At 66.6% G+C, this 15,796-nt stretch carries 14 protein-coding genes; 11 read left to right on the top strand and 3 right to left on the bottom strand.

Features of this window, described 5'->3' with window-relative positions:
• Positions 1 to 74: 74 nt before the first annotated feature.
• Positions 75 to 2,012, bottom strand: a complete 1,938-nt coding sequence (gene pknB / locus AC1REM_RS10245) for a Stk1 family PASTA domain-containing Ser/Thr kinase (RefSeq protein WP_492514554.1) — start codon at positions 2,010 to 2,012, stop codon at positions 75 to 77.
• Between the two features lie 92 nt (positions 2,013 to 2,104).
• Positions 2,105 to 3,127 carry a LysM peptidoglycan-binding domain-containing protein gene (locus tag AC1REM_RS10250; protein ID WP_492514555.1) on the bottom strand — a complete coding sequence of 341 codons (1,023 nt, stop codon included), beginning with the start codon at positions 3,125 to 3,127 and terminating at the stop codon, positions 2,105 to 2,107.
• A 156-nt stretch (positions 3,128 to 3,283) separates the two neighbouring features.
• On the opposite strand from AC1REM_RS10250, the gene AC1REM_RS10255 reads away from it, so the two are divergent.
• Positions 3,284 to 3,634, top strand: coding sequence for an Rv2175c family DNA-binding protein (locus AC1REM_RS10255; RefSeq protein ID WP_492514556.1), 351 nt, complete (start codon positions 3,284 to 3,286; stop codon positions 3,632 to 3,634).
• 15 nt (positions 3,635 to 3,649) lie between these two features.
• Here the strand turns inward: AC1REM_RS10255 and AC1REM_RS10260 are convergent, their stop codons facing one another.
• Positions 3,650 to 4,729 (bottom strand): polyprenyl synthetase family protein, encoded by a 1,080-nt coding sequence (locus AC1REM_RS10260; RefSeq protein ID WP_492514557.1) that lies wholly within the window; start codon positions 4,727 to 4,729, stop codon positions 3,650 to 3,652.
• Between the two features lie 89 nt (positions 4,730 to 4,818).
• Between AC1REM_RS10260 and AC1REM_RS10265 the strand changes: the two genes are divergently transcribed.
• The 10 genes from AC1REM_RS10265 to AC1REM_RS10310 all read left to right on the top strand — a co-directional run bounded on the left by AC1REM_RS10265 (position 4,819) and on the right by AC1REM_RS10310 (position 15,739).
• Complete coding sequence (locus tag AC1REM_RS10265) at positions 4,819 to 5,199, top strand: SCO2097 family morphological protein (RefSeq protein ID WP_492514558.1); 381 nt, start codon at positions 4,819 to 4,821, stop codon at positions 5,197 to 5,199.
• Positions 5,200 to 5,464: 265 nt separating this feature from the next.
• Positions 5,465 to 5,896 (top strand): division/cell wall cluster transcriptional repressor MraZ, encoded by a 432-nt coding sequence (mraZ, locus tag AC1REM_RS10270; protein WP_492515468.1) that lies wholly within the window; start codon positions 5,465 to 5,467, stop codon positions 5,894 to 5,896.
• Positions 5,897 to 5,995: 99 nt separating this feature from the next.
• Positions 5,996 to 6,961 carry a 16S rRNA (cytosine(1402)-N(4))-methyltransferase RsmH gene (rsmH, locus tag AC1REM_RS10275; RefSeq protein ID WP_492514559.1) on the top strand — a complete coding sequence of 322 codons (966 nt, stop codon included), beginning with the start codon at positions 5,996 to 5,998 and terminating at the stop codon, positions 6,959 to 6,961.
• Positions 6,958 to 7,524, top strand: coding sequence for a cell division protein FtsL (ftsL, locus tag AC1REM_RS10280; protein WP_492514560.1), 567 nt, complete (start codon positions 6,958 to 6,960; stop codon positions 7,522 to 7,524). Before rsmH ends, ftsL begins: the two co-directional genes overlap by 4 nt.
• A gap of 50 nt (positions 7,525 to 7,574) precedes the next feature.
• Complete coding sequence (locus AC1REM_RS10285) at positions 7,575 to 9,374, top strand: peptidoglycan D,D-transpeptidase FtsI family protein (RefSeq protein ID WP_492514561.1); 1,800 nt, start codon at positions 7,575 to 7,577, stop codon at positions 9,372 to 9,374.
• Between the two features lie 34 nt (positions 9,375 to 9,408).
• Complete coding sequence (locus AC1REM_RS10290; protein WP_492514562.1) at positions 9,409 to 10,824, top strand: UDP-N-acetylmuramoyl-tripeptide--D-alanyl-D-alanine ligase; 1,416 nt, start codon at positions 9,409 to 9,411, stop codon at positions 10,822 to 10,824.
• Positions 10,821 to 11,930 (top strand): phospho-N-acetylmuramoyl-pentapeptide-transferase, encoded by a 1,110-nt coding sequence (gene mraY / locus AC1REM_RS10295; protein WP_492514563.1) that lies wholly within the window; start codon positions 10,821 to 10,823, stop codon positions 11,928 to 11,930. Before AC1REM_RS10290 ends, mraY begins: the two co-directional genes overlap by 4 nt.
• Complete coding sequence (gene murD, locus AC1REM_RS10300) at positions 11,927 to 13,465, top strand: UDP-N-acetylmuramoyl-L-alanine--D-glutamate ligase (RefSeq protein ID WP_492514564.1); 1,539 nt, start codon at positions 11,927 to 11,929, stop codon at positions 13,463 to 13,465. The genes mraY and murD overlap by 4 nt, the downstream gene beginning before the upstream one ends.
• A complete protein-coding gene (gene ftsW / locus AC1REM_RS10305; RefSeq protein ID WP_492514565.1) occupies positions 13,431 to 14,663 on the top strand; it encodes a putative lipid II flippase FtsW in 1,233 nt (410 codons plus the stop codon). Before murD ends, ftsW begins: the two co-directional genes overlap by 35 nt.
• Positions 14,660 to 15,739, top strand: a complete 1,080-nt coding sequence (locus AC1REM_RS10310; RefSeq protein ID WP_492514566.1) for a UDP-N-acetylglucosamine--N-acetylmuramyl-(pentapeptide) pyrophosphoryl-undecaprenol N-acetylglucosamine transferase — start codon at positions 14,660 to 14,662, stop codon at positions 15,737 to 15,739. Before ftsW ends, AC1REM_RS10310 begins: the two co-directional genes overlap by 4 nt.
• The last annotated feature ends 57 nt before the right edge of the window (positions 15,740 to 15,796 follow it).

The raw sequence follows: 15,796 nt of genomic DNA on the forward strand, positions 1-15,796 counted from the left end.
CGTAACGGGGAGGGCGTTCACTTTGGTATCGGTGACCGATGCCGCGTGGGTGACGCACGGGAACGCGTGGAGGCCTACTCGGAGGCGTAGACGCGCACCTTCGAGCCGCGTTCCAGGAGCTCGCCCTCTTCGGGGTCGGTGCTCTTGACGCTGAACAGGCCCCAGATGAATTGGGGAACACTGGTGTTCGGCTCGAAACCGGCCTCCTGCAGAACGGCCATCGCGTCGGCGAGATTCATACCGACGACATCCGGTACCGCGATGGGCTCCGGGCCCTGCGAGACGACGAGGGTGACTGCGTCGCCCGGGCGCCAGTTGCCTCCGTCGCCGCGGTCCGCGATGCGAATGACGCGGTCCTTCTTGATCTCATCGCTGTACTCGGTGACGGTCTCGTCGCTGACCTCGAGATGCTTGTCGCCCAGGGCCTTCGCCGCTTGGTCGATCGTCATGCCCGTGACATCCGGAAGGGCGCCGAGCGAGACCAGCAGCACGACCGTATCGCCTTCGAACAGCGTGCATCCTTCCCCACACGGGTACGGATCGCCGCCCGCGCGGGGAGTGACGTCGGCGTTGATGACGAGGCCTTCTGCAGCACCGGAGAAGAGGGCGATGCTCTCGCCGAGTTTCGCGCCGATTCCTTCGAGGTACGCCGTGGCGTCCGCTTCTGACTTGCCGTTGAGCGGCGGCACCGTCTGCTCTGCGGGGCCTGTCGAGACAATGACCGTCACGGTGGTGCCACGGTCGCTGCGTGTTCCGCTCTCCGGATCGGTGCGAATCACGACGCCGACCGGAACATCGAGAGAGTTCTCGCTCGCCTCCGTGGGTACGAAGCCCTGCTCCGTGAGGACAGCAGCCGCGTCCGGGTAGTTCGAACCCGCGACATCCGCGATCGCGACGAGCGAGCCGGGACCTGATCCGAACCACCAACCGGCACCTGCCGCGGCTGCGGCCAGCAACAGAACGAGGGCGATGAGGAACCCGCCGCGCGCGCGACGCTTCGCACTGCGGCGACGCAGGAGAGTGGCGTTGTCGAGCGGAGCGGCGCCTGCATCGATCGCCGTGGTGGGGGCACCCGTGGTGGTGCCGGGCATCACCAGTGTGAGGTCGCCGGAATCGACGAGCGAGGTGGCGGAGCGCGCGGTCTGCGTCGTGACCGTCGGAGTGATGCCCAGCTCGCGTTCGATCACTCGTAGCCGGTCAAGCATCTCCTGTGCGTTGTTTGGGCGTTCATCCGGAGACTTCTCGGTGGCCCAGAGAACGAGCTCATCCAGCTGCTCCGGAACTCCGGGGTTGCGCACACTCGGACGGGGCACCGACTCTGTGGCGTGCTGGAAGGCGATCTGCATCGGCTGCTCGCCCTTGTAGGGCTGCTCGCCAACGAGCATCTCGTAGAGCATGATGCCGAGGGCGTAGATGTCGCTGCGCGCGTCAGCGGTGCCACGGGTCACGAGTTCGGGCGCGAGGTACGCGATGGTTCCAAGCAGCTGCTGTCCGGTCGCGGTGTTCGCCGTCGTCGCACGGGCGAGTCCGAAGTCGCCGATCTTGATCCGTCCGTCTTCCGCGAGCAGGACGTTCTCGGGCTTCACATCGCGGTGCACGATGTCTGCGGAGTGCGCGGCGGCGAGCCCCGAGAGGATCGCGTCCATGATCGTGATGGTCTGCGGGATCGACAGGCGACGCTGCTCGCGCATGAGCTCACGCAGCGTGATGCCGGGCAGGTACTCCATGACGAGGTAGGCGAGGTCGCCGTCCTGACCCTGGTCGAAGACATTGACGACGTTGGGGTCGGCGAGCCGGGCGGCGGCGCGTGCCTCCTGGATGAATCGGCTCTGGAAGACCGAGTCGTCGCTGAGGTGGCCGTGCATGACCTTCAGCGCGATGCGACGCTCAAGACGGAGGTCGGTGGCGACGTAGACGGTCGCCATGCCGCCGCGGGCGATGCGAGCTCGAACCCGGTAGCGGCCGTCAACAAGCCGCCCGATGAGGGGGTCGGCCTGTTGATTGATCGTCACCCTCAGAGTCTAGAGAAGTCCAGCTGAAAGCCCTGGCAACGGCTCGCACATCCGCGGGCAGAGGACGTCGATTGGCTGAGAGCGCCGCCGAGTCACCCGAGCTCGGTGAGCCACTGGTGCGCCTGAGCCTCCCAGGTTCCGTAGCGGGCCGGGAATGCGGAGATCTGCACGGCCTGCGCCGCATCGGTGAATGCCATTGATTCCCAGCCTTCGAGGTCGAGAAGACCTGTCGTGGCCGCGCCGTTGGGGTCGGACGCGCCGCCGTAGAAGACGCGGATGCTGCGCGCGGGATCCATGATCTGCTCCGGCGTGCCCCACCCTGTGCTGGGGCGCTGTTGAAACAGACCGAGCGAGTCGCGGTCGCCCCAGTCGAGATTGCGCAGCCACGACTCCACCATCGCGGTCGCCAGAGCGATGGCCACGCCGCGGTCAGAGACGCCGAGTTCGCGACCGATCGCGATGATCAGCTGCGCGTTCGCGATCTGCTCTGCATCCAGCGATGCCCACTGCTCCGTGAGCTCGGGCGGTACCGCGGCGGGCGCAGGTCCCGCAGCGGGAGCGGGCGCGGGAGCGGGCTGCGACAGTGCGAGTGTCTGCCCGGGGTAGATGATCGAGTCCGGCCCGAGACCGTTGGCCGCGAAGAGCTGATCCAGAGTGATGCCGTGTGCGCTGGCGATCGCATACAGCGTGTCGCCGGCGACAACCTCGTAGTCCGCAGCCGCGGGGGCGGCAGCGGCAGCCTCGGCGGGCGCGGGGGCGAGCGTTGGGGTAAGTGTGAGGACATCACCCGGGTAGATCACCGATGACCAGGACAGCCCGTTCATGCTGAGCAGCGCGTCGACAGAGAGGCCGAAACGCTGGGCGATGTCGTAAGGGGTGTCGCCAGCGACGACCTCGTAGCTCGCGGGCGTTGCCGAAGATCCCGCTCCCGAAGGAGTGGAGGCGGTGGTCGATGACCCGGAGGTCCCGCGGAGCAGCGGCCGGATGTCACGCGTGTGGCCTCTCTCCTCTGCCATCGCCGGGGGAGCGCTGAGCGTCGCCGCGACGGTGGTGAGGACGACCGCGGGTAGCGCCCACGGCAGATTCTGACGACGTGTCGCGATGTTGCCGGCCACGTTTACCCCCTTGTTCGGCGCAGAAGATGCCCTGTCGACGCTGTCACGGAAGGCACCACACGTCAACTGGAGTTTTCAGAGTGACGCGTGTGATTGATGTGAATCCGCAGACGCCAGGGGCGGAGTGCACGCCTTCCGAGATGAGATAGTTGGGGTGTGTCTGCATCTGAACCGACCCCCGTCCCCACCGAATGGCTCGCTCTGCCAGACCTCGTCGACGTCCTCGGCGAGTCGCTCGGACGCGTGCGCAGACTGCTCGATGAGCACTATCTGATCGGATCGCGTCGGACCGGCGTCTTCGCCGTCCCCGCGGTCTTCCTCGTCGATGGTGCTCCACTGAGCTCTCTGCGCGGCACGGTGTTCGCACTCAAAGACGCCGGGTTCTCAGACGACGAGACGATCGACTGGCTGCTCGGCTACGAGGAGTCGATGGGTCGCGCTCCGATTGAAGCGCTGCTCGCAGGGCACAAGAGCGAAGTGCGACGCGTCGCTCGCTCGCTCGCCTGAGGGCTCAACTCCCGTTCAGGATGTTCGGCTCGTGGCCGCCTGTGCGAGGGCGCGAAGCTCTTCCAGGGCCGCGGCGTCGAGCTGCGCTCCCTGAAGCGCGTGGTCCGCTTCGGCCGCGTACTGCGCGATGAGGTCCTCCACCCGCTCGAGCGCGCCGGATTCGACGATGATCGCCTGCAATGAGCCGATCTGATCGTTCGTGAGATTGGCGTCGCCGACAAGCTCGTCGACACTTCGTCGGGCCGCGGGTGCAAGTTCCTCACGTGTCCAGGCGATGAGCAGGGTGCGCTTTCCTTCGCGAAGATCATCGCCGGATGGCTTGCCGGTGACGCTCTCGTCGCCGAAGACGCCGAGGACGTCATCTCGCAGCTGGAACGCGAGGCCCAGCGGGTGGCCGAATCCGCGCAGTGCAGACTGCTGCGAGGCATCCGCTCCGGCCAGCGCTGCGCCGATCAGCAGAGGCTGCTCGACGCTGTATCGCGCGGACTTCAGCGAGACGACGCGCAGCGCGCGCTCGGCGTGTTCGCTGTCATCGTTGACGCTCCACGCCGACTCCTCCGCGATGTCGAGGAACTGCCCGATCGTCACGTCACGGCGCATCCGGGCGTATTCGGCGCGGACCGCGGCGGCGTGCGGGTGGGCGCGCAGCGCGTGCTCCAGCAGATCGTCGCTCCAGGCGACAAGGAGATCCCCCAGGAGCACCGCCGCAGACCGGCCGAAGCCCGTCGCGTCTCCGCTCCAGCCCGCGGCGCGGTGATCGTGCTCGAAGGCACGGTGCGCGGAGGGGCGTCCGCGTCGCGTATCCGAGTTGTCGATGATGTCATCGTGGACGAGAGCAGCGGACTGGAAGATCTCCAACGCGGCACTCACATCCCAGACGGAGTCGTCCGCGGTGGCATCCGGTCCGGCGACCGCGCTCCATCCGGCATGGCAAAAGCGTGCGCGCAGTCGTTTGCCCCCGTCGAGCGTTGCGGAGGCCGACGTGAGGAATGCGGCGGCATCCGGGCCGTAACCCGCGGCCTCAGTGCGGATATGGGCGACGAAGGCCTCAAGACGGCGCGCGACCGCCTCGCGAACGACAGAGGGTGTGGACACCGTTACAGCCTACTGAGCACACAGCGAACATCTAGCCGCGCTGGCCCGGACACGCGTAGACTGGAAGCACCACCACCCGAGGGGGACACATGCCACTCTCTGAACAAGAACAGCGTCTTCTGGACGAGATGGAACGCCATCTCCTTCACAACGACGCAGACGTCGTCACGGCGCCCACGGGCGACCGTGCTCTCAGCTACCGCAATCTCATCTACGGGGCGGTTCTTCTTCTCGCCGGCATCGGTGGACTGATCGCTGGCGTGGCCGTCGGCGATGTGCCCGGCATCATCGTTGGAGTCCTCGGATTCTCGGCGATGGTCGCGGGCGTCATCTTCGCCGCGACGCCCGTCCGACGCACCGGTGAGCGACCCTCGTCGCGATCGCCGCGCGGCCCCCGTGCAGCGGCGCCTACGGAGTCGTTCATGGATCGTATGAACGACCGGTGGGATCGTCGTCACGAGGGTCACTGACCTCCTCCTCTCTGTCTGAAAGACCCGGATGCTTCGGCATCCGGGTCTTTTTTGTTCCCTCCCGCCGCCCGTAGTTGGTCTGAGCGCGTATTTTCCCTCCACCACGCTCCACTCCGCTCGCTCCGTTGATTTCTTGCGGTTTTCGGGCGGGTGCAGGAACGGCTCTCCGAGGCATTTGCGCAGAAGAGCATAGGAATGTGGGGGAAAGTGGAGTAAAGTGGAGGTACTTCGCGGAGGCCGAACGAGAAGGGGGGTGATCGGACCGATGCTTCTGGGCACCCATTCCCCCAAGCTCGATGACAAAGGTCGCGTCATCCTCCCCGCGAAGTTCCGCGAAGACCTCGCGGGTGGCGTCGTCGTCACCCGCGGCCAGGACCGCTGTCTCTACGTGTTCAGCACGGCCGAGTTCGAGAGCGTGCATGAGCGCATCCGACAGGCACCGCTGAGCAACAAAGAGGCGCGGGCGTTTCTGCGCATGTTCCTCTCCGGCGCCAGCGCCGAGATGCCCGACAGCCAGAACCGCATCACCATCCCCGCTCACCTGCGCACTTACGCGGGTCTGGGCAAGGAGCTCATCCTCACGGGTGTCGGCGCACACGCCGAGATCTGGGATGCCGCGGCGTGGAACGCCTACGCCGAGGGCCACGAAGACGCGTACGCCGAACTCGAGGAGGAGGTGATTCCGGGACTGTTCTGACGAGGGCTGTCATGCCCAGCCGCTCCTGCCCCGACACACTTCCCCGGTGCCGGGTCGAGCGGATGGGGATCAGAGTCCTCGTCAACACACCGAGAGATCATGAACCCGAACGACATCCACATTCCCGTGATGCTCGACCGCTGTGTCGAGCTTCTCGCTCCCGCGCTGCAGAACGACGGCGTGGTGCTCGTCGACGCCACCCTCGGCATGGGAGGACATTCCGAGGCGCTGCTGACCCGCTTCCCGAACATCCGCCTCGTCGGTCTCGACCGCGACACGGACGCCCTGCGTATCGCGGGCGAGCGGCTGGCACGATTCGGTGATCGCGTCACGCTCGTGCACACGGTCTACGACGCCATCGGCGAGCACGCACGCGGTGCCTCCGGAATCCTCTTCGACCTCGGGGTCTCGTCACTCCAGCTCGACGAAGCAGAACGCGGTTTCGCGTACTCCAAAGATGCGCCGCTGGACATGCGGATGGACCAGACCAGCGGGATTACCGCGGAAGAGGTGCTCGCGACCTACAGCGAGGGCCAGCTGCGCCGCATCTTCGAACGCTATGGCGAGGAGAAGCTCTCCGCCCGCTATGCCCGCTTCATCGTGCAGGCGCGCCAGGGCACGCCGCTCACGCGCTCCGGCGAACTCGTCGACCTGCTCATCGAAGCGACCCCCGCCGCCGTGCAGCGCGCCGGCCACCCCGCAAAGCGCGTGTTCCAGGCCCTGCGCATCGAGGTCAACGCCGAACTGAGCGTCCTCGCCGACGCGATCCCCGCAGCGATGGATGCCCTCGCGGTGGGTGGACGCATCGTCGTCATGTCGTATCAGTCGCTGGAGGATCGTCTCGTCAAGCAGGCGTTCGCTGCGGCATCCGCCTCCACCGCCCCTGCGGGACTTCCCGTTGAACTGCCCGAGCACGCGCCTCGATTCCGCACCATCACCAAGGGTGCGGAACTGGCCACCGAGGAAGAGCGCGCCACCAACCCCCGAGCGATCCCGGTGCGCCTGCGCGCCGCGGAGAAGCTCCGCGAGACACCTCGTGACGAACAGAGGAAGGACCGTCCGTGAGCATCGCCACCCCGCAGCTGCGGCTTCCCGTCACCCCGACGCCCGCTCCCGTCCGGGAACGGACGCTGCGCCCGCTCGAGCGCCCGCAGCCCCGCCGTCGCCCGAAGCTCGCCTTCGCGATCATCGCTCTCGCCGGCGCCGCTCTCATCGGCATCGCACAGATGGCGCTGTCCATCGCGACCACACAGGACTCCTTCGTGGTCGCCGAGCTCACACAGCAACAGCGCGAACTCACCTGGCAGGCGCAGGCGATCGAAGAGTCGATCGCCGGTGCGAGCTCGCCGCAGGTCCTCGCAAGCAGCGCCGACAGCCTCGGCATGGTCGTCGGCGGGTCGCCCAGCTACCTGCGTCTGAGCGACGGTGCGCTCATCGGCACGGGAGCTGCGGCGGAATGGAACTCCACGGTCAACCCGGGCGGCTGGAATGCCGTGCCCAACGCACTGGTCTCCGACACGCCGCCGGTCACAGACGCCGCAGCGCCCACCGGTGACGTACAACCAGTAGTGGAGGAGCCTGCACTGCCTCCCGTCGCGCAAGGACTGCCGAGCCCGACAACCCGCTGATCCACCGACGATGACCGCACGACCCCCTTCAGACCGATGACGGAGAGCAGATGACCACCCGGGCCACTCGCAGTCCACGGCGACGGACGGTCGTCGCTCTCGCGGTCATCCTGATCATCATCGGCGCCTTCGTCGTCCGTCTCGTCGACATCCAGGTGGTCAACGCGGCTTCGCACGTCGAGGAGTCGATGGAGACCGGGCAACTCGGCGACTCCCGCCCGATCGCCGGCACTCGGGGTCCCATTCTCGACGCGAACGGGACTGTCCTGGCTCAGAGCACGCTCGTCTATGACGCCGCACTCGACCCGCTGACGATTCGGGTGCTCGAGGAGGACGAGGAGAACCCCCCGAAGACACCGTGGAACGAGGCAGCTGACAAGATCGCCACCGTGCTAGGGACGACCGGTGACGAGGTCCGTGCGCTTGTCGACGACGCGTTGGCGGAGAACGACGAGTCTCGCTGGACGCAGCTGAAGAAGGGGCTCAACACGGAGCAGTTCCTTGCGCTGCGCGAGTTGCGGCTGCCCTACCTGTCCATGCCGGCTCGTGATGTGCGGACGTATCCGAACGGTGCTGTCGCGGGAAACATCCTGGGTTTCGTGGGTGACGCCGACGAGGAGCGCCCGGACGGAGTGCCTCTGGAGGGCATGGAGCTCATGCAGGACCAGTGCCTGCGTCCGACCGCCGGAGTCGAGTCCTTCCTGACGGGTGCGGATGGAGTCGTGATCCCCGGCAGCCACAAGGAGAAGCCCGCAGTGAACGGCGGTGCCCTGACGCTCACCATCAACAGCGAACTGGAGTGGTACCTGCAGCAGATGATCGCGGAGGAGACCGCCCGACAGGGTGCGCTCAACGGGTCGGTGCTGGTCGTGGAGGTGAAGACCGGAAAGATCCGCGCGGCGGCCGAGTATCCGACGGTCGATCCCAACGACGTGTCGGCCTCGGATGAGGCTGACCGCGGCGCACGGATCTTCCGTCGCACCTTCGAGCCGGGTTCGACGTTCAAGGTGGTCACCGCTGCTGCTGTGATGGAGGGCGCAGGGGCCAACGCGGGCACACGGGTCACCGCGTCCAGCCGTGAGGAGTTCCCCAACGGCGCTGTCGTCAACGACGCCTTCCCACACCCGACGTACGAGTACACCCTCGCGGGTGCGCTCATCGACTCCTCGAACGTGGCTCTGTCGAAGTTCGGCGATATGGTCTCGCCGCAGGTGCGCTACGACTACCTCAAGAAGTTCGGTGTCGGCACGGAGACCGCCGTGGGCTTCCCCGGCGAAGAGCCGGGCACGCTGCACCCGGTCGAGGACTGGGACAACCAGTCGCACTACACGACGACATTCGGACAGTTCTACACCGTCACCGCTCCGCAGGTGGCCAGCGCATACCAGGCGATCGCGAACGGTGGGATGAAGATTCCCCTCTCCCTCGTGGAGTCGTGCACGACGGCGGACGGCGAGGTCGCGAAGATCGATGCGGGCAAGCCCGAGCGCATCATCGCCGAGAGCACCGCTTCCGAACTGTCTCGGATGATCGAGAACGTCGCTGTGCAGGGCGGGCTCGCGGAGGACATCGTCGTCCCCGGATACCGCATCGCGGCGAAGACCGGAACGGCGGAGGTTCCCGACGGCAACGGCGGCTACAAGCCGGGAATCTACTTCACGAGCATGGTCGGATACGCGCCCGCTGACGATCCCGAGTACGTCGTGATCGTGACGCTGGACGAGCCCACTAGGGTAACCTCGTCTGCGGCCACAGCGTCCGCCTTCCAGAAGGCGATGACTCAGGTTCTGAAGACCTACCGCGTGCTGCCGTCCTCCGTTCCGATGGACGAGCTTCTCCCGAAATACTGATGATCGGCGCTTTGCGCCCGAAGGAATCTGTCGCATGATCGCCCTGTCCCTTGCGGAGATCGCAGGCCTCCTCGGAGGCGCCCTGCATCTCGTCGGCGACGACACCGCTGAAACCCTCGTCGACGGCACCGTCGATACCGATTCGCGTCTCATCGCACCGGGTGGCATCTTCGTCGCCAAGCCGGGCGAAGAGACCGACGGCCACCGCTTCGTCGGCGCGGCCGTCGCGAACGGCGCAGCCCTCGCACTCGTGGAGCACGTCGTCGATGAAGCCGTGTCGCAGATCGTCGTCGCGGATGTCGTCGAGGCACTCGCCGTGCTCGCTGAGGCGGTGGTCGCGCGAGTGCGCGCCACCGGGAACCTGCGGATCGTCGGGGTCACGGGATCCAATGGCAAGACGACGACGAAGAATTTCCTCCTCCGCATCCTGAGCGAGGAGGGCGAGACGGTGGCGCCCATCGCCTCGTTCAACAATGAGGTGGGTGCGCCGCTGACGATGCTGCGCGTCACGGAGCAGACCCGTTACCTGGTGTGCGAGTTCGGTGCCAGCGCGCCAGGAGAGATCGCGCGCCTGGCGGGACTGGTGCACCCCGACGTGTCGATCGTGCTCATGGTGGGTCTCGCACATGCGGGAGGCTTCGGTGGGATCGAGGAGACCGCCCGAGCGAAGGCGGAACTCGTCACGGCCACCCGCGATGGCGGAACGGTCGTGCTCAACCTGGATGATCCTCGCGTGTTCGCGATGCGCGCCCTCGCAGAAGAGCGCGGACTTCAGGTGCGCGGATTCGGACAGGGTGCAGCCGCCGACGTGCGCGCCGAAGACATCGCCGTCAGTGCCACGGGCACGTCTTGTCTCATCGTGGATGCGGACGGGCAGCGTCTTCCGCTGCGCCTCCAGGTCCTGGGAGCGCACCACGTCAATAACGCGCTTGCGGCGATCACCGCGGTCTCGGTGCTCGGTGTGTCCACCCAGGACGCGATCTCGCGCCTGGAGAAAGTCGAGATCGCCGAGCGCTGGCGCATGCAGCCGATGGGTGGTGACCGCGTGCGCATCATCAACGATGCCTACAACGCCAGCCCGGACTCGATGGCCGCGGCACTGCGCACTCTTGCCCAGATCGTCGAGCCGGGAGAGCGGACCGTCGCTGTGCTCGGTGCGATGAGCGAGCTCGGCGAGAACGCCGGTGAAGAGCACGACCGCATCGGTCTGCTCGCCGTGCGTCTGAACATTCAGCGGATCGTCGTCGTCGGCGTCGATGCCCGACGCCTCTTCCTCGCTGCGATCGGGGAGGGATCCTGGGATGGCGAGGCCGTCTTCTTCCCGACCTCCGATGAAGCCTTCGACTACCTGCAGACGGAACTGCGAGAAGGAGACCGTGTGTTGGTGAAGTCGTCGAACTCCGCCGGTTTGCGGCATCTGGGCGATCGTCTGGGAGAATCGTTCTCGTGAGGTCACTGCTAGCTGCGGCGGCGATATCGTTCGCCTTCACCCTGTTTCTGACCCCGGTCTTCCTCCGGCTGTTCCGGAAATGGGGCTGGGGGCAGGTGATTCGCACCCCCGAAGCGATCGAGAACCCGAGCCACTACGAGAAGCGCGGCACTCCGACGATGGGCGGCACGATCTTCATCGTCGGCACCATCGTCGGCTACGGCGTGGGCACCTATGCCGGCGGCAGCTACCCGACCGTGTCCGGCCTTCTCGTGCTCTGGCTCATGGTCGGCTTCGGGATCGTGGGCTTCATCGATGACTTCATGAAAGTGCGCAGCCAGCGCAGCCTGGGGCTTTCCGGCTGGCGCAAGGTGATCGGCCAGATCCTAGTCATGATCCCGTTCGGGATCGTCGCCCTCACGGTTCCGAACGTGTGGGGCCAGCTTCCTGCGAGCGAGTTCGTCTCCCTCTTCCGCGACATCCCCGTGCTGTGGCTGTTCGCCTTCGGTCCGATCGTCGGCTGGATCATCTACTTGATCTGGCTCTCCGTCATCGGCATCGCGACGTCAAACAGCGTCAACCTGACAGACGGGCTGGACGGCCTTGCAGCCGGCGCCGGCGTGTTCGCCGTGAGCGCGTACAGCCTGATCGCGTTCTGGCAGTTCAAGCAGTCATGCATCGCCTCAGGGCTGGAGCCCTCGGTGCAGGACGGATGCTACGACGTGGCCAACCCGTTCGACCTCGCCGTCGTCTCGGCGGCGTTCGCGGGCGCGCTCATCGGTTTCCTCTGGTGGAACGCGCCCAAGGCGCAGGTCTTCATGGGTGACGTGGGCTCGATGTCCATCGGAGGTGTGATCGCCGCGATGGCGATCCTCACGCGCACCGAGCTCCTGCTCGTGCTGGTCGCGGGTGTCTTCGTGCTCTCTTCCGGCTCGGTCATCCTGCAGCGCCTCTACTTCAAGCTGACGCGCGGCAAGCGCCTGTTCCTGATGAGCCCGTTCCACCACCATCTGGAGATGCGTGGCTGGCAGGAGGTCACGATCGTCGTGCGCCTCTGGATCATCGCGGGCCTCCTCGCCGCGTCCGGCGTCGGACTCTTCTACGTCGAGTGGCTGAGTCGCGCATGAGCGCACGCGATCTGGACGAGCTGACCAGCTGGCATGCGGACTGGGCCGGGCTGCGGGTTGCCGTCCTAGGCCTGTCGATGACCGGCTTCTCGGTCGCCGACACGCTCACCGAACTGGGCGCTGATGTTCTCGTGTTCTCCGAGAGCGCCAGTGAGGAGTACTCCCGGCTGGTGCCGGTGATCGGCGCCAGGCTGCATCTCGGCGCGCTGGAATCCGTGCCTGCGGAGCTCGTGGAGTTCGCGCCGGATGTCGTGATCGCCTCGCCGGGCTTCGCGCCGACGCATCCGCTGATCGTCTGGACGCAGCAGCAGTCGATCGCACTCTGGGGCGACATCGAACTCGCCTGGCGTGTGCGGGACAAGGTCGTACGTGAGGACGGCACTCCTGCGGAGTGGGTACTCATCACGGGAACCAACGGCAAGACGACGACCACCCGGATGACGGCCACGATGCTTGTCGCCGGCGGTCTGCGTGCCGCGCCCTGCGGCAACATCGGTGTGCCCGTGCTGGATGCCGTGCGTGACCCGGCCGGGTTCGACGTGCTCGTGGTCGAACTCTCCAGCCACCAGCTCTGGTACCTCGGCAACAGCGCCCCCGCGGCGCAGATCATCCCCTATGCGTCGGTGTGCCTGAACCTTGCGGACGATCACCTGGTGTGGCACGGCAGCGCAGAGGCCTACCGTGCGGCGAAAGCACTGGTCTACCGCAATACCAAGGTCGCGTGCGTCTACAACAAGGCGGATCTCGCGACGCGTGAGATGGTCGAAGAAGCGGACGTGATCGAGGGTGCGCGAGCGATCGGCTTCGACCTCGGAATTCCCGGTCCGAGTGATTTCGGTGTCGTGGAGGGGATCGTCGTGGATCGCGCTTTCGCCGCGAACCGGGCTACCTCCGCGCAAGAGCTGACGACCGTCGCCGAGCTCGCAGAACATGGCCTCGCGGCTCCGCACATGGTGCAGAACACTCTGGCGGCTGCGGCTCTTGCCCGCTCGCTGGGGGTGGAGCCATCAGCGATCCGCGAGGCGCTGGCGAGCTTTCGTCTGGATCCGCACCGCATTGAGGTCGTCGCCCGCTCGGCAGGCGTGACCTGGGTGGACGATTCGAAGGCGACCAACCCTCACGCCGCGCGCTCGTCGCTGCGGGCCTTCCCTGGTGCCGTGTGGGTTGTCGGCGGTGATCTCAAGGGCGTAGACCTCAGCGGACTCATCGCGGATGCTGCGGCGGCCCTGCGCGCCGCCGTCGTGATCGGCGTCGCGCGAAGCGAGGTCGTCGCGGCGTTCGAGCGACACGCGCCGATGGTGCCCGTCTTCGAGGTCGTCCCCGGCGAAACTGAAGAGGTCATGACCCGAGTCGTTGAACTGGCGGCGGGGATTGCGCGGGACGGCGACACCGTGTTGCTCGCACCGGCCGCAGCATCCTTCGACCAGTTCACCAGCTACGAGGACCGTGGCCACCGCTTCGCCGAAGCGGTGCGGGACTGGATCGGCCGGGGGAGCGCGCATGACGCAGGTGACACGCCCCGAAACGGGCGCTGACAAACCGTCGCGAGGTCTTGCTGCACGAGTGACCCTGGGGCGCGTCTTCGCGCCCGTCTCCACGGAGTTCGTGCTGATCGCCTCGACGACGCTGCTGCTGACGATCTTCGGACTCGTGATGGTGCTGTCCGCGACGAGTGCAACAGGTGGGGCCGACGGGCCCTACGGTGTCGTGATGAGGCAGGCCGTGTTCGCCGTCATCGGCGTTCCGCTGATGTTCCTGCTCAGTCGCCTGCCGGTGCTGTTCTGGAAGCGCATCGCGTGGCCGGTGCTCATCCTGGCAACCATGCTGCAACTTCTCGTCTTCGTGCCGGGTATCGGCGTGGAGAACGACGGCAACCGCAACTGGATCCACGTCGCCGGTCAGAACCTGCAGCCGTCGGAGTTCCTCAAGCTCGCGCTGGCCCTGTGGATCGGCCTCGTGCTCTCTCGAAAGCAGACTCTGCTGACGCAGTGGAAGCACGTCTTCATCCCTCTCGTGCCGATGTCCGGCCTCGTCGTGGGCACCGTGCTCGCAGGAGAGGATCTCGGTACCGCGATGATCCTCTTCCTCATAGTTCTGGGTGCCCTGTTCTTCTCCGGTGTCCGGCTACGGGTCTTCCTGCTTCCGATGATTCTCGCGGCGATCGCCGTTCTCGTCCTTGTTCTGATCAGCCCCCGCCGAATGGGGCAGATCCAGAGTGTGATGAATCCGGACTCCATCGACTGTTACTACGACGACTGCTACCAGCAGCTGCACGCGGTCTGGGGCATGGCCAGCGGCGGCTTCTTCGGTCTGGGACTCGGCAACTCGCAGGAGAAGTACGGCTGGCTCCCGGCGGCGTCCAACGACTACATCTTCGCGATCGTCGGCGAAGAGCTGGGTCTCATCGGCGGCATCCTCGTGCTCACGCTGTACGCGGTGTTCGCGGTCGGCGCTTTCCACATCATCCGCAAGACGAATGATCCTTTCGTCCGCATCGTCTCCGGGGCGATCACGGTCTGGGTGCTGGGACAGGCCCTGATCAACATCGGCGTCGTTCTGCGCATCTTCCCGGTGCTCGGTGTTCCGCTGCCGTTCATGTCGCAGGGCGGTACCTCCTTGTTCTCCGTCCTCCTGGCCACCGGCGTCCTGCTCTCGTTCGCGCGCACTCTTCCGCGCACCCCGGCTGCTGCGCCGACTCGACCCTCAGCCCCACGGGGTAGGGTCGCCAGGTGACCACGTACCTCTTGGCCGGCGGCGGGACCGCCGGCCACGTCAATCCTCTGCTCGCCGTCGCCGATGCTCTGCGTCTGCGCGACCCCGGCGCTTCCGTCTTCGTTCTCGGCACTCGCGAGGGGCTGGAAGCGCGGTTGGTTCCACAGCGCGGCTACGAGCTGCTCATCGTGGACAAGGTGCCTTTTCCGCGGCGTCCGAATGGGGCGGCGCTGAGATTTCCCGTTCGGTTCCGCCGCGCGATCGCGCAGGTGCGGGCTCACATCCGTGCACACGACGTGGATGTCGTCGTGGGGTTCGGCGGCTATGCCGCGGCGCCCGCCTACATCGCCGCCCGCCGCGAGGGTGTTCCTTTCGTCGTCCATGAGGCAAACGCGCGCCCCGGGCTGGCGAATGTGCTCGGGGCGCGGAGTGCTGCGGCCGTGGGTGTGGCGTTCGAGGGAACACCGCTGCGTGGCAGCACCGTCGTCGGAATGCCGTTGCGCCGTGAGATCGTCGATCTCGACCGCGAGGCGATCCGCCTCGAGGCGGCTGCGGAGTTCGATCTCGACCCCTCGCGACCGGTGCTGCTGGTCTTCGGGGGCTCCTTGGGTGCGCAGCAGCTGAACAACGCGTTCGCCGGTTCCTGGCGCGACGTGCTCGATGCCGGATGGCAGCTGCTGCACGTGACGGGAGAGCGCTCCGACCTTCCCGATCCTGCGGTCGACGGATACACGCTGCGCCGCTACGTCGACCGAATGGATCTCGCCTTTGCGATCGCCGACCTCATCGTCTCGAGGGCAGGCTCCGCGACCGTCAGCGAGATCAGCGCCCTGGGGATCCCCGCGGTCTACGTACCCTACGCAGTGGGCAACGGCGAGCAGCGGCTCAACGCGGCCTCGGCGATCGAGGCGGGCGCTGCAGTGCTGATCGAGGATGCGACGCTGACGCCCGATCGTGTCCGCGACGAGATCGTCCCGCTCCTGCATGATGCGGAGCGCCGTGCGCAGATGGTGCAGGCCGCCGCACGCGTCGGCACACGCACGGGCACGGAGAATCTGATCGCGCTGATCGATCGGGCATTCGCGCCTCAGGCGTGAGAATGTTGCAGACCCGGAGCGGCGGCGTGCCCCGTGCCAGTGTCCGGACGTCGAACT

Source organism: Microbacterium sp. GW823-FHT02G05 (genome assembly GCF_058797175.1).